At 42.3% G+C, this 15,808-nt stretch carries 9 protein-coding genes; 7 read left to right on the top strand and 2 right to left on the bottom strand.

Translation table 11 applies throughout. From position 1 onward, the window contains the following. Window positions 1-16: 16 nt before the first annotated feature. Window positions 17-4,291 (bottom strand): hybrid sensor histidine kinase/response regulator transcription factor, encoded by a 4,275-nt coding sequence (locus DQQ10_RS19770; protein WP_112748647.1) that lies wholly within the window; start codon window positions 4,289-4,291, stop codon window positions 17-19. A gap of 182 nt (window positions 4,292-4,473) precedes the next feature. On the opposite strand from DQQ10_RS19770, the gene DQQ10_RS19765 reads away from it, so the two are divergent. The 6 genes from DQQ10_RS19765 (at window position 4,474) to DQQ10_RS19740 (ending at window position 12,386) form a co-directional block, all read left to right on the top strand. Then, window positions 4,474-7,566, top strand: a complete 3,093-nt coding sequence (locus DQQ10_RS19765; RefSeq protein ID WP_112748646.1) for a SusC/RagA family TonB-linked outer membrane protein — start codon at window positions 4,474-4,476, stop codon at window positions 7,564-7,566. Window positions 7,567-7,576: 10 nt separating this feature from the next. Then, window positions 7,577-9,067: a RagB/SusD family nutrient uptake outer membrane protein gene (locus DQQ10_RS19760; RefSeq protein WP_112748645.1), complete on the top strand. Its 1,491-nt coding sequence runs from the start codon at window positions 7,577-7,579 to the stop codon at window positions 9,065-9,067. Window positions 9,068-9,085: 18 nt separating this feature from the next. Then, window positions 9,086-9,970, top strand: coding sequence for a DUF5018 domain-containing protein (locus tag DQQ10_RS19755; protein WP_112748644.1), 885 nt, complete (start codon window positions 9,086-9,088; stop codon window positions 9,968-9,970). A gap of 337 nt (window positions 9,971-10,307) precedes the next feature. Continuing rightward, complete coding sequence (locus DQQ10_RS19750) at window positions 10,308-10,733, top strand: hypothetical protein (protein WP_112748643.1); 426 nt, start codon at window positions 10,308-10,310, stop codon at window positions 10,731-10,733. Window positions 10,734-10,952: 219 nt separating this feature from the next. Further along, entirely contained in the window at window positions 10,953-11,120 is a 168-nt protein-coding gene (locus DQQ10_RS19745; protein ID WP_112748642.1) for a DUF1328 domain-containing protein, read from the top strand. A gap of 60 nt (window positions 11,121-11,180) precedes the next feature. Beyond that, window positions 11,181-12,386, top strand: coding sequence for an NAD(P)/FAD-dependent oxidoreductase (locus DQQ10_RS19740; RefSeq protein ID WP_112748641.1), 1,206 nt, complete (start codon window positions 11,181-11,183; stop codon window positions 12,384-12,386). A 14-nt stretch (window positions 12,387-12,400) separates the two neighbouring features. Here the strand turns inward: DQQ10_RS19740 and DQQ10_RS19735 are convergent, their stop codons facing one another. Further along, window positions 12,401-12,649: a hypothetical protein gene (locus DQQ10_RS19735; protein ID WP_112748640.1), complete on the bottom strand. Its 249-nt coding sequence runs from the start codon at window positions 12,647-12,649 to the stop codon at window positions 12,401-12,403. Window positions 12,650-12,921: 272 nt separating this feature from the next. On the opposite strand from DQQ10_RS19735, the gene DQQ10_RS19730 reads away from it, so the two are divergent. Beyond that, window positions 12,922-15,753: a TIM-barrel domain-containing protein gene (locus DQQ10_RS19730; RefSeq protein ID WP_112748670.1), complete on the top strand. Its 2,832-nt coding sequence runs from the start codon at window positions 12,922-12,924 to the stop codon at window positions 15,751-15,753. The last annotated feature ends 55 nt before the right edge of the window (window positions 15,754-15,808 follow it).

Raw genomic sequence — 15,808 nt, 5'->3', positions numbered from 1 at the left:
GCCGATATATTTAACGTTATCCTGCGTTTCTAATTCCTTTCTTCTTGGCGATGTATTCCTTTGGTGGCATACCATATTGCTTGATAAAGCATTTGTTAAAATAAGAGTGACTACTAAATCCAACTTCGATCGTTACTTGGCTAATGGTGTACGTACCATCTAGTAACAGTTTTAGACTTTTCTTCAGTCGTATTGATTTAATAAACTCATGAACACCTTGGCCGGTAAGTGCTTTTATTTTGGAGTACAGCACCGTACGGCTTACGGCTAAATGGTCGCCAATACTCTTTGAATCGATATTCGGATCTGCGATGTTCGTTTCGATGTATTCAACCAGCTTGTTGATGAACGCTTCATCCAGTTTGCTCATCGATGGTTCGTGTTGGTATGTAGCAGCCACATCCAGAATGTTGTCATGAACCTTTGTCCACATTTTTTCCTGCTGCTGAATGAAGTTCAGAATAACTTGAATGAGGAGCTCCTTCTTAATGGGTTTCGTGAGATATACGTCAGCGCCAGCTTCATATCCAGAAAGCTGACTTTCGGAATTCCATTGACTGGTGAGAAGAACGACCGGTATATGGCTGGTAGCGGTTGACGTTTTAATGCGCTTACAGAAATCAAGCCCATTCATTACGGGCATGATGAGATCAGATATGATCGCCGTTGGTTGAATGTCCAATGCAACTTTTAAACCTACTTCTCCATCTTCGGCTTCGAATATTTCAAATGTAGGTGCGAGAAGAAAACGTAAGTAGGTTCGAAGTTCTTTGTTGTCATCGACTATAAGTATTTTTTTGCCTTTAATTTTGAGTAGCTTTTCTGTCGGGAATTTCTCCCAGAAATCCAACACTGGCTTGGTTTCGACGCTGCTGGACTTTCCATGTTTTACCAATGGCGAAGGCGTTGTAGCTTGGTGCGATTGTGGCAATGAAATAAAGAATGTTGTTCCCTTTCCAACTTCGCTGTCGATCCGGATAGAACCGTTGTTCGATTTTACGAATTCATTCGCAATAATAAGACCAAGTCCTGTCCCGTACTCACCTGCTGTACCCTTCGATACATTGTTCTTATCTATTCTAAATAATCTTTCTTGCTGGGTCTTTGACATACCCACGCCGTTGTCCGCGATGCAGAGCGTAACGGTATCACCCATTTGCTGAGTTGATACAGTGACTTTGCCATTGTATTCGGTAAACTTAACACTATTCGCCAAGAGGTTTCTCACGACAGCGTCGATCATATTGTAGTCTGCAAAAACAGAGGCACTCAAGTCTACACTGATAATGAGTTCAATATTCTTATTGCTGAATTGTTGCTCGAGTAATGCAGCATTTTTTTGGATCAGCTCATATACATTCAAATCAGTAGGAGAGTATTCAATATTTTTCGATTGTGTTCTTGCCCAGTTTAGGAGGTTTATCAACAGGTCATACACGGCGTTTGAACTTTTGTGAATACTGTTGAGATGCTCGTATGCATCTCGCTTTTCCATTTTTCCGAAATTCTTTTTCAAGTATTCCGAAATTCCTGTGAGGCCAAGGATGGGATTTTTGAGATCATGTGCAAGAATCGAGAAGAAGTAATCTTTCGTGTGATTAAGCTTTTTAAGTTCATCTACCGTATGTTCTAATTCGTAGTTTTGTGCGGTGATGTGTTGTTGCTGCGCTAAAATTTTGTCCGACTTACTCAAGATCTCTTCATTGTAATGTTCGAGCCTTTCGTTCTGATGTTTGATCTCATCATTACGTTCCATCAAGAAGGCGTTTGCTTCACTCAGCTCTTGTGTTCGTTTTGATACTTCCTGTTTTAGAATTTTGTTTCGAGCTTTTATCGACGATACCCGTAAATAGAATATAACGGTAATGATCGCTCCGATCAATAAAAGCGCGGTGACACGTGCCCAAATCGTTTTCCACCATGGCGGCTGAATTTCTATCTTTAGATCTTGAGACGCCGTAATCCACTTTCCATCTAAGCCGGTGTAACGAACTTTCAGACGATAATAGCCCGGGTCAAGATTGGTGAAAGAAACTTTTCGCTCCTTGTTTAAAGGTATCCATTCATTATGGAGACTTTCTAACTTGTATGCGTACTGTGTTTTAGAAGGCGAATAGAGATCGAGTGCAGAGAATTCGATTGAGAAAAATGATTGTTCATGCGTAAGTGATAGCTGTTTTGAAAAGTTTAGTACTTGATCGATCGGCGATTCCTCTCCAGATCCAGGCTTCTGTACTTTATTAAAAATGTATACATCACTAAAATAAAAATTCTGCTTTGTGTGAATGGCACGTATACTGTCGGGATGAAAAGTGCTGAAGCCGTGTTGCCCGCCGATAAAAAGGTCACCCGTATTAGCCATCACAATACTCTTCTCGACGAAAGCATCGCGTTGTAAACCGTCAGCGGCATCGTACTTCTTTCGTGTGTTCTCTTTGGGATTGAACGCATATACGCCATTGTTCGAGCTGATCCACAGCACACCTTTATTATCGCATGCGATTCCCTTCATGCTTTCTGGCCATGTATCTTCATGCTGGTGCCGCTTAAATTTTCCGCCCTCAATGTATTCGTCCAAGCCCCCCGGGCTACTGATTACCCAGATTCTGCCGAAAGGATCTTCCGCTACCATGTTCACCGAATTGCTACTGACAGTAGACGTATCGTTAGCGTGTTGATAACGATGCATCTTTAAGCCATCGTACATAAATAGACCGGAATAACTGCTTACCCAAAGTCTACCGCGTTTGTCTTTGTAAAGGTGATTTACCCAGCCGGGTGCATCCATCTCGAATGGAAAAATTTTGTTATTCTTAAAGTGGATGAAGCGATCATGTTTGAGATCATAAACAGCCAATCCATTACCGTGAGTACCAATCCATAGAAGCGTGTCGTCTGGCAGAAGTGATTTGACATCGTTGTGAATGATTGAATTATGATTTGTTGGATTGTGAATGAAATGTTTTATGGCTTTTGTTGAGGGATTAAACTTGATAATACCGCCGCTCCATGTCGCTAACCAAAGATTGCCCGATTTATCTTTTTTGATTTCTGTAATGCCTTGACTCGTGAGTTCCTTGTCGGCAGGATTGAGATTAAACTTTTTCGTTTTATGATTGAATTGGATGAGTCCACCGTCCTCGGTGCCAATCCAAATTAATCCTTGACTGTCGTGATACAAACTTGTTACGACGTTGCTATTCGAATGCTTCTTCTCACGTGACTCTCCGAGGTAGTTTCCAAAGACGTTCTTGTTTGTATTCATATAATAGAGTCCTTGATTGGTAGAGGCAAACCAAACATTTCCGAAACTATCTTCTGTGATGGACGATATGGAGTGTGGAATTTCGGATACTCTATTATTTAAGGCGCTTTCAATAATTTTCTGAGCGGCGAGGGTTTGCGGATTGATCTTATAAATAGCGTCTCGATCGATCCCCAGCCAGATCACATCGTGCTTGTCTTGAAAAATGCTAAAAACAATATTTTGCGTTTGTTTATTGTTAGCCGATAACTGATCGAATTGTTTGATGACAACGCCATCCGTGTTTATTACCGTAACACCTTCATGTCGAGATCCAATCCAGACGCGATTGGTGCGATCTACAAAAATGCTACTGATATCGTTACTACATATACTCTTTGCATCGTTCTCGCGATGAATGTAGTTCGTGAATTTTTTTGTTTTGATGTTGAAGCGATTGACACCTCCTTTAAAAGTACCTGCCCACAAATTGTCATTCCGATCAATCGCCAAACAAAATACGACATCAGCACTGCTTGATTTACCCGCGACTTGCTCATTAAAATACCAATTCGCTTTTTGGCTGTCGCGATCATAACTGCAAATGCCGAGTGATGTTCCTAACCATAGCTGATGTTTTGAATCTTCTTTGATTGCATTCACGGGAATTTTTTCTTCTGCATGTTGTAGATCACATTTAATAAATTGGTCTGTTTTGCGATCGTAATAATCAAGCCCTTCTATTGTACCGATCCAAAGTCTTCGGTTGCTGTCTTCGAAAATGCAGTACACTATATTATGTGACAGACTATTTTGATTGTCGTCACGATGCGTGTATTTCTTGAATGTATACCCATCCCAGCGAAGGAGTCCCTCATATGATCCCATCCACAAGAAACCGTATGAGTCTTGATACACATAACGAATTTCATTTGTTGGTAATCCAGCGACAGCGGCAATGTTGTAAAAATTATAGTCGATGGATTGAGCCGTTGCGGTGATTTGTGCCGCAATCAGGCTTAGGGTAATTATCAGCCGTCTCATCATTTCTTCCGCGAGTTAAAAAGGATACTTGGACTAGGAGGGTGAATCAAATTTATGGAAAAGAGATCAATCGGTTGCGGTTGCGGTTGAAATTGGGACGGGTTAGCAAGCAATCCGGACTATTTCTCAAACGGCAGGGAACGCCTAAATCTAATTTTATCCCACTAACCATCTAATCCAAATTTATGCACAGACACAATTACCTATTAGTCTTTCTTGTCTTGCTTGCAAGCATTCCTTGGAGTGCCGTTGCGCAACGCAGTACGACGGTTTCCGGAACTATAAAAGATGCCACCGGAAATACGCTGCCTGGGGTTTCAATCCTGATTAAAGGAACGACCACAGGCACAACTTCCGACGGCGAAGGGAAGTACAACATCGTCGTTGAAAATCCCGACGCGATTCTTACTTTCTCATTCATCGGTTACAAAAATCAAGAATTGCTCGTCGGATCGCAGACTACAATTGATATCATTCTTGATGAAGATATCAGTACACTTGAAGAAGTTGTCGTCGTCGGATATGGAGAAATGAAGAAAAGCGATCTGACTGGGGCAGTGGCGCAAGTGAAAGCATCTAATCTTAGTCAAAGTCCTGCGGCATCAGTTGATAATTTATTGAAAGGTCGCGCTGCAGGTTTACAAGTAATTAGTAATTCAGGACAACCTGGCGCCGGTGCCACGATCCGTATTCGTGGATCAAATTCTTTTGATATCGGTGCAAGTAATCCGCTACTTGTTGTCGACGGCATTCCCGTTGGTGACGCAGGAAATCTCAAACAGATTAACCCACTTGATATCGAGACTATCGATGTATTAAAAGATGCATCCGCTGCGGCGATTTATGGATCTCGTGGATCGAATGGTGTAATCATCGTCACGACTAAAAAAGGAAAAGCAAATCAAAGTTCGATCGAAGCAAACTATCAAGTCGGCGTCGCTTCATTGCCGAAAGCTTTTGATATTATCACGGATCCGTATCTCTTTGCTCAATTAAGTAATGAAGGTGCTGCGAATGTTTCACAACCTCAACGTTACATTGGTCAAGTAAATCCAGAGAATGGTGTTTATTATCCGTCGTTGAGTGAAATCAGTTCGGGTGCCTGGGGAAAGAAAGTAAATTGGACCGATCAAGTCTTTCAGCGCGGTGTTACGCAGAATATAAATGTGGCAGCGCGTGGTGGAACAGATGCAACGCAATATGGACTTTCACTTGGTTATTTTGATCAAGAAGGTCTTGTGATTGGAAACGACTACAGAAAGTATACTACGAATGTTAGCATTGATCAGCGTATTCGGAAAAATATCAAAGGTGGGTTTATCGTTAACCTGGCGTTCATAGACGAAGACAAACCTTCATCCGCTGGATGGATGGCCGGTGGACTCGCGCGCAATCCGATATTTCCAATTTATGACGACAATGGACAGTTTTTCAAACTTGCAATCAATGATTTTGGTAATCCAGTTGCTGTGCGAAAACTTGTACACGATCAATCGAAAACTTTTGATCTTTTTGGGACGGCATACATCGATTGGGAAATCGTAAAGGATCTTTCATTTCGTACAAATCTTCGTACAACGTATGGTGAGGCGATCAGCGATTATTACGAGCCAATCGGTTTCGGTGGTGGCGGAAATCAATACCATGGACAAGGCAGCATCAATAACTATAAAGGATTGAAATGGGTATTCGATAATTACCTTACGTATAACAAAACGATCAACAGCGTTCATCGCATGAGTGTCATGTTAGGTACTTCATACGAAAATGCCTATAACCGAACGTCGAATTTAACGGGAAGGAATTTTGTAAATGACTTTTTGAGAAATGAAAATCTCGGTTCGGCTACAGAACGCGTGATTAGTAACGGTTATTCAAAAACATTGTTGATGTCCTACTTTGGTCGCGCCAATTATTCGTACAACGATCGTTACCTATTGACCGCTACTGTTCGTGCCGATGGTTCATCTAAGTTCGGTGACGACAACAAGTATGGATACTTCCCGACGATGGCTGCTGCGTGGAATGTTCACAATGAATCTTTTTGGGCGAGCAACGTAGTGTCTACACTCAAAGCGCGTGTTGGTTGGGGCGTGACTGGAAATCAATCAGCACTTTCACCATATCGCACGCTAGATCGTTTCAGCAATACATTGTATTGGATGGATGGCGCATGGGCAACAGGTTATGGACCTGGATTTGTTTCTAGTGTCGATCAACAGGGACGTTCATTGTATGAAGGCATTGCCAACAGCGGACTCAAGTGGGAAACAACCCGACAAATGAATGCGGGTATTGATGTAAACTTCTTGCAAAATAGAATTCGCGTTACCGCCGACTACTACGACAAGTATACTTATGACCTCCTGCGTTTAGCGCGAATTGCAATTTCTTCCGGATATCATTTGCAATGGCAGAATGACGGCGATGTGTCGAACAAAGGTGTGGAACTCTCCATCAATGCTGATGTTATCGACGGCGAAGAATTCGGTTGGACTGTAGGATTTAATATTTCACACAACAAGAGTGAAGTTCGAAAAGTAGATCAAGATGTGGTGATGTATCAAGGCGAAGAGTTTGTAAGGCCAAGAACTTTCGGTGCCACGCAAGAATACTTCCGGGCGGTACCCAACAATCTTGCCATTGGTCAACCGATGTTTGTGTTTTTCGGATATCAAACCGATGGTATCATTCAAACGGTGGAAGAAGGACTTGACGCTGGTTTGACAGGCGCTGAAGCGCAGCCCGGTGAAATTAAATATGTTGACAGAAACGGCGATGGCGTTGTTGATGAGTTCGACCGTACTTTTATTGGCGATCCAAATCCGAAAATGTTTTTTGGTTTCAATTCTAACCTTCGCTACAAAGGATTTGAGTTAGGTGTTTTCCTTACAGGAACTGTTGGTAACGACGTTGTAAACATGCAACGCCTCAATCAAGGTAGCAGTCAATATCAGCGGTGGACACTCGATAACCCTACAAATGATTTTCCGCGCTTGAATGGTATTCGCCTAAATCGTTTTTCTGATTTCTTCATTGAAGACGGTTCTCATGTGAGAATACAAAATGTATCGTTGAGCTATAATGTGAGTCTGCCGGAAAAACTTCGTGTGAAAAGTCTCAGACTAAATGCAAACTGCGAAAACTTATGGACGTTTTCGAAATTCTCTGGCTATGATCCTGAAGCCTCATTGAACACCAGCGGATACGGCGTTTATGGTGGTATTGGCTATCCACGACCACGTGTGTTTACCATTGGCGCAAACTTGACCTTCTAAAATTTGATTTATGAAATTGATCAATAAAATATTTATGCTGACGGGATTGATGATTGTTCTCAATGCCTGTTCTCTCGATGAAGAACCTTACGGTTTCTTGAGCACATCAAACTTTTATAAGTCTGAATCGGATGCAATGTCTGCACTCGCGAATTGTTATGATGCACTGCCAACAAATGAATACTACGGTCGATACTTGTATTACCTGGCATCGCTTGGAACGGAGGAATTTTCATTGAAGCCCGATGCGCAACCTGCCGATCATGAATTGGACAAGTGGAATGTGTTGACGACAAATGAAAATTTGGAAGGTGTATTCTTCAACGCATATATGGGTATTAACAGAACGAATATGTTGATCAAACATGTTCCGAATATTGCGATGGACGAAACGAAGAAGAATCAAATTCTAGGCGAAGCAATGTTCCTTCGTGCACTTCACAATTTCAATTTGGTGAGATTGTTTGGCTCGGTTCCACTACGCAAAGAAGCTGTTGTAAGTGCCGATGCTATTCCAGCGGCACGTGCATCGCTCGCCGATATCTACGCTTTCATTGAGGAAGATTTGTTGGCTGCAGAAGAGAAGATGGCCGCGAATATTCAAAACGGACGCGCCAATAAAGTTGCTGCCCAAGCACTACTAGCAAAAGTTTATCTACAGCTCGCGTCAGCTAGTGCAAGTGGCGTTGCACAATATGACTTTGTAGGATCAACAGATTATTACGCAAAGGCAGCGCTCTATGCAGAAAAGGTTCTTACAAACGATGCTGGTTTTCGTTTCTGGACCGATGACATCAAAGCGCTCTGGGATGTAGACAATCAAGTTGGAAACGAGTTCATTTTTAGCGTCGCATTTAATCGTGTCGGCGGTATTTCAGAAGGAGATTTCTCGAAGTTCTCCATGCTGCAAGTTCCCTATGTAAACGGAACGAAGATTAAACTCGGTCCAGATTTTACAGTTGAGATTCCCGATGGTTGGAATCATTTACAAACGGAAACTCCTTTCTTTAATTCATTCGACCCAGCTGACAATCGCAAGAATGACCTTATTGTTAGTCACGTGAAAATTGGCACCACAGATTATACTTTTCCTGGCGGTGGTTTACAATATCCTTTCACGAGAAAATATATTGATAAGAATCAAGCAGGAGATCAAACATCACACTACGTTTCTGTAATCCGCTATTCCGACATCATGCTTGTGTATGCAGAAGCATTGGGGGCAAAACCAGAAGCATATGGTTGGGTGAATATGATTAGAACGCGTGCAGGGTTGGACGATCTTGAAGAAGGACTAAGCGATGCCGATTTTCGCGCGGCTGTCGTGAAGGAACGTAGCTTCGAACTTGCTTTCGAAGGTAATAGACTGTTTGATCTTCGAAGAACTAAAACAGTGGAGTCGGTACTTGAAGGTGAGTATGGTAAGGAAGTGAATCCTGCTAACGCATACTTCTATCCGATTCCACAAGCGGAACTTGACAACAATCCGCTCATTGATTAATCCTAAATGACAGCATGTATGAAAAAATATTGTAGCATTTATTTCAGTGCCGTTGTGAGTTTACTCATGATGGCCTGCGCCGGCGACGAAGATTATTACCTGAAAGATTTAGACACGCATGAGCGATCAATTCTATCGTACTCAGTTCCCGGTCAAATTGGTGTGCCGCTATTTACCAAGACTGCGACCGAATCGAAAGTTGTGGTTTTTGTATTTGCGGGTTCTGATCTCACGGCAGTGAAGCCGGATATCCAGGTTTCGTATAAAGCGAAAGTCACCCCGGCGTCGGGAGATGTAGTGAATTTTACCTCGGGTGGTAATCATGTGAAATATACCGTTACTGCCGAATCGGGCGAGACGCGCGAATGGGATGTAGAAATAAGAGAGTTCTCTTTCGATCTCGGTGGTACTTGGCGTGTGGTTAATCATCAATACTATTATCATGTCGCGCCCACCGAAACATGGGGATGGACCGGCACGAAGAACATGAAAGATAAACTTCCAACGGCATCCGCGGCTGACGACGACACGTTTCAGTTTGAACTCACCGGCGCAACACCGGAAGGAAACGTTTATGGAACGTTTGTTCATCATGCAGGTGATGATGGGAAAACAGCCACGTACATCTACAGCAAAAGTTCAGTTGACTTTGGATACAAGTTCAAAAAACTACCAGCAACAAATGGGACGTGGGAGTTAAACTTTGCAACCAACACGATTACGTTTAACAAGGGACAAGCTACATCGGCAGTATCGTTACCGTTGGAATGGCTTGATGGAAAGCAAACGCTTGTCATACCGTTTCACCCAGGTACAATTGATCCGACGGGTGATCAAGATTGGGATAGCGAAGAGATTCGTTACTCGACAAAATTCTGGTACACGTTATCAAAATCCGAATAACTGCAAATGAATGAATCGCAATACGTCGGTGCATTCATCTTCGTAGCAGATCAACAAAATACTCATCAGGGTATGTATAGTGGTTTCACTATGCAGCGATCTACTGACAACTTGGGTTAAAGTCATAGATTGCTTGGTTTTGCCGGTGGTAGGGGGGCCTATCACCGGTATTTTTTTTACCTTTTGTCATAAAATCCTGTCCGAATTAGTGCTCGGGAACGTTTCTTTACTTAGAAGTGTAGTAAGAACTGTACATTTTGTATGGTGAATGGCCAAGAAACACTATTTTGGCACCAATATTAAGCGCTTCTATTCGCGAAGCATATTTTTTTAGACTATGGATAGCAATGTGAAGGACATCGATCTTTCGGATGTCAATAACAAGTTTTCGATTGCAACATTCGAAAAACTAAAGCCGGGACAGAAGGTAACATTTAGAAATCAACTCAAAGAAGCCATCGCTAAATTGAAAAAAGACTTCACCATCGACATGATGGATGACGATTATCTCTTTAAGCAAGCTGGGTTAAAAGCTAACTTCACCGTGATGCAGATGATGACTGAGTTGAAAGAACTTTCTTTCCGAAAAAAAACATCGGCGATTCAGCATGATGCTGCGCAACAAGAAGCCCTTACGAAAATGCAGATAGATCTTCGTAAGCAACTGACCAAAGCACTCTTTGATTCAGATGGTATTTTCAATCGTATCAACGAGAGAACGATCGCCGTAGATCAGAATTTATTTCAGCGAATCGTCGGATAATCGGCCTCTCAATTGCATTTCAATGTCGCCGCACGTAGGGCGCATAGATCGTCTATTCTTAATGTCCCGACGTTGTTGCACCTGACTTTGTCCAAATAATTCCTCATTCACCCGTCCGTTTTCCTTCGTTTTTTTGAAAATTCACTGGGTATTAAAATCGAAGTAGTAGAGGCAGCAGCAAACTGCTGCTTTCATTGTTGATCTTAAACATTAACTACTATGTTACGCTGGGCAGCTATTTTCTTCATCATCGCGATTGTCGCGGCGATATTTGGATTTGGCGGGATAGCAGAGGGTGCTGCTTCCATTGCTAAAATCCTGTTCTTCGTCTTTGTCGTACTTTTTGTACTGGCAATTGCTTTTGGAGCTTCAATCTTTAAAAGGTAAAGTAATTCATAGAGATCGCGCGTCTTTCATCGACCGCGATCTCTGTTTTTATTTATTCAAATGGATCTCAAATCTGGTTTACCCTTCTCGCTTATCAAGCATGGTCTTCCATTTGAATATCCTAAACTAGAATCATCGATCAAAACCGATGTTGCTATAATCGGCGGCGGGATTTCAGGTGCCATTACTGCACACGAACTTGTTAAGGCTGGTTTCGATTGTGTTGTGGTTGATGGAAGGACGATTGGTCTGGGAAGTACATGTGCAAGCACGTCAATCTTGCAATATGAAATCGATGTTCCTTTATTTCAATTGATCGATAAAGTCGGTGCACGCCACGCTGTTCGTGCTTATCAACTTTGTCTTGAATCAATTTATAAATTAGAGCAATTGTCAAATGAAGTTGCTTTCCCTGACTTTGACTTTCGTGAAAGTCTCTACTTCGCCAACAACGCTAAAGACATTCCGTTTTTAAAAGAAGAATACGCCGCGAGAAAACGTTTTGGATTCCCAGTTTCTTTTCTGGAAACTAAAGACGTTGAGAAGCTATTCTACTTTAAAGCGCCCGCCGCGATTCTGTCAGACGTTGCTGCGCATACCGATGCTTATTGTTTAACGAATTATCTGCATCAATACGGAATCAAAAAAGGTCTTCAAGTTTTTGATCGAACATTCGTCGCAGGCATATCACATGAAAAAAATCAAGTTGTTCTGAAGACGTCAGAAAAACATTCGATACGAGCTCGATATCTTATCAATGCAACGGGCTACGAGGTAACAAATTTCATTAGGAAGAAAATTGTGAAACTGCTCGCGACATTCGCTACCATTAGCGAATCGCAAGCAAAGCCGGTCCAACCGTGGAGACACGATGCCGTATATTGGAATACACGCAATCCATATTTTTACATGCGCTCTACCAAAGACAACAGAGTCCTCATTGGTGGTCGTGACGAGAAATTCTATAATCCAACAAAGCGCGATAAGCTTGTGCGTCGGAAAGCGAAGCAACTGATTAAGGATTTTAATAAAATTTTCCCTGGCGTTGCGTTTAAAGATGAATTTAGTTGGGCAGGCACATTCGGATCTACCATCGATGGTTTACCATTTATCGGAAGTTACAACGGTACCCCTAGAACATACTATGCGTTGGGATTCGGCGGCAATGGAATTACCTTCAGCGTGATCGCTGCAGACATCATTCGCGACCTGTTGTTAGGAAAACGAAACCCCGATGCAAAGATTTTTTCCTTCGACCGCGTTTAAATGCGCGTAATCACTTAGCTCCCGGTTTCGGGCAAATCATTTGTGAAGTAAAATTCGCCATCCTTCACATTGAGGCTACTCACTACTTTAATGTCTTTATAGCTCGTGGTAATGTGTCCATCAGAGAGGCCGGCGAGTTCTTTCGCTTCGGCCAGCAAATGATCGGCATCATCTGTCGACATGATAATATAGAGTGGTTTCCCGGGATGGTCGTTCCGATATCGCTCCAATAATGCGTCTACTTTTCGTGCAATAACCGCCATGTTTGATCTTTTTCGCTAACCACCTAAAAGCAAGTGCCTGATGCCGCCTGTGGATTGAAGTCAATACTCAATCGCATGTTTGCAATCGCACAAACCCAATCAAAATCAAAAAAATACCCTTATCCGAGACAAATTATACCGTGATTACAACCATTTCGCCCCCTTTTACAGACAAAACCATACCCTCGAAAGTCGCGATAGATCCCTACTTTTATGCAACCGTTTGCGCGAATAATCGAAACCCACAAACGAGTGTTAAAAAAATTAAGTCGATGAAAAGAAGGCTACTGGCAAAGATTATTTTATGTGTACTGCTTTTAAAGGCGTGTACTCCTGGACCGAAATTCAATAAAACTGACGACGGTGTTATTGTGCATCTCAGCACGGGCGATGCTAAAGTTGTCCAGCTAAAAGTGATCTCTGATAAGATCATTCAGGTGCTAGCCTCTCCAGTTGATTCCGTCAAACAACAAAAAAGTTTGATCGTTTTGCCGGAATCGACGACGAAGACGGCATGGAGCGTAAAAGAAAGCCCAGATTTCGTGACGGTCGCAACCGCAGAACTTCAAGCGCAAGTTTCTTTATCCAATGGCGTCGTTACTTTCTTGGACAAAACTGGTAACGTGTTGTTATCAGAAATGAACGGGGGCGGAAAAGCGTTCACTGCCGCAAAAATCGAGAACGAAAATACTTATCACATTCGCCAGCAGTTTGAATCTCCCGATGATGAAGCATTCTATGGACTTGGAGGACATCAAAATGGACAGATGAATTACAAAGGAGAAGACGTTGAACTCGCGCAACAGAATATCGTTGACGTTGTTCCTTTTCTGTATTCAAGCAAAAACTACGGTATCCTTTGGGATAACTATTCGATTACCAAATTCGGCGATCCTCGCGATTACCAGTCTTTAAATTCACTTCAACTTTTTGACCGCAACGGTAAGGCTGGTGGTTTGACGGCAGATTACTACGTCGGTAACGCGATCAAATCGAGTGCTACCGAGGATAAGATCGAATATGAATTTTTGGAAACACCACAAGTCGATAGCTTTCCAACAGATGTTGCACGCGGTGGAAAAGTAGTGTGGGAAGGGAAATTCACTTCCGATAAAGAAGGTGATCACAAGTTCTTAGTGTATGCATCAGGATACTCTAAAGTCTGGATCGACGATGAATTGATTCTTGATAAATGGAGACAAGGTTGGAATCCATGGACAAATAAGTTCACCGTCAATGTTAAGAAAGATCAACAACACAAGATCAAGATAGAATGGACTCCCGATGGCGGCGCCTATCTCGGTGTTAGACACCTTGATCCTGTTACCACAGAAGAACAATCTAGATTGTCGCTTTACTCCGAGGTGGGCGATGCAATCAATTATTATTTTGTAAAAGGTGACAATGCAGATGATGTAATTCATGGGTACAGAGTGCTCACGGGTAAAGCGCCGATTGTACCGAAGTGGGCGATGGGTTTTTGGCAAAGTCGCGAGCGTTATCGTTCGCAAGATGAAATCATCAGCACTGTAAAAGAATATCGCAAGCGAAAAATTCCGCTCGACAACATCGTACTCGATTGGCGTTATTGGGAAGATCCAAAATGGGGAACACACGATTTTGATCCGGCACGCTTTCCGAACCCTGACGGCATGATGAAGGAACTGCACGATAATCTGCATACGCAACTTATGATTTCCGTTTGGCCAAAATTCAACAAAGGAACGGAACACTATGAAGAGATGCGCAAGAACGGATTCCTGTTCATGCGTAACATCGAGAAGAAAAGAAAAGATTGGGTGGGTGAAGGATTCGAATCTACTTTTTACGATCCATTTAATGACGAAGCTGGAAAATTGTTCTGGAAACAAATTGATGCAAAACTGAATAGCAAAGGTATAGATGGTTGGTGGTTGGATGCTACTGAACCTGATATGCACTCAAATATTTCTATTGAAGAAAGAAAATTGAACATGAGTCCAACGGCCATTGGAACAGGCACGCGCTACTTCAATGCGTATTCATTGATGAACTCTAAAAGTGTTTATGAGGGACAACGTCGTTCAAGTCCAGACAAGCGCGTGTTTATCTTGACACGCTCAGCATATGCAGGACAGCAGCGTTATGGTGCAGTAACTTGGAGTGGCGATATTGTATCGCGGTGGAGCGATCTTAAAGATCAAATTTCAACCGGTGTAAATTTTTCACTGTCCGGTATACCTTATTGGACCATGGACATCGGCGGATTTTCTGTTGAACGTCGATACGAAAATGCGACAGGCGCTACATTGGACGAATGGCGTGAATTGAATACGCGTTGGTTTCAATTCGGTTCTTTTGCTCCAATCTTTCGTTCGCATGGACAATTTCCGCTACGTGAAATTTACAACATCTCACCAGAAGGACACGCCGCTTACAATAGTATGGTGTACTACACGAAGCTTCGTTACTTACTCATGCCATACTACTATTCACTGGCGGGCAAGTCTTACTTCGATGATTATACCATCATGCGCGGCCTAGTCATGGATTTTAATCATGACGCAACAGTTCGAAATATTGATGATCAATTTATGTGTGGTTCATCACTTCTTATCAATCCTGTTTACACACACGAGAGCAGAAATAGGAAAGTGTATCTACCTGCACAAACGGGATGGTATGACTTGTATTCTGGAAAATATTTCGAAGGAGGACAAACTATTACTGCCGAAGCGCCACTTGAAAGAATTCCTGTTTTTGTAAAGAATGGTGCGATCCTACCTGTTGGTCCTGAGTTGCAATACACTTCCGAAAAACTTGCTGACAAAATCACATTGTTTGTTTATGCTGGTGCGGATGGAAGTTTTGATCTCTACGAAGATGAAGGCACAAATTACAATTATGAGAAGGGGAGCTATGCAGTGGTGCCTATCAAATACAATGAGGTAACAAAGACGCTCACGATTGGCGAAAGAAAAGGTTCATTTGATGGTATGCTCCAAAAAAGAACATTCAATATAGTTTGGGTTAAGACCGATCATCCTGTGGGGTTAGGCGCAAATGCTCAACCTCAACAGGTTGTCGGGTATGAAGGTAAAGCCGTTGAAATCAAAATGAACTAAAGCATGATACATGCTCACGATAAACCCATAATAACAAACTAAACCAAATTTTTGT

The organism is Pseudochryseolinea flava, assembly GCF_003286915.1.
GTDB classification, from domain to species: domain Bacteria; phylum Bacteroidota; class Bacteroidia; order Cytophagales; family Cyclobacteriaceae; genus Ohtaekwangia; species Ohtaekwangia flava.
The sequence above is the reverse complement of the archived record's forward strand: the minus strand, read 5'-3'. Positions and strand labels throughout refer to the sequence as shown.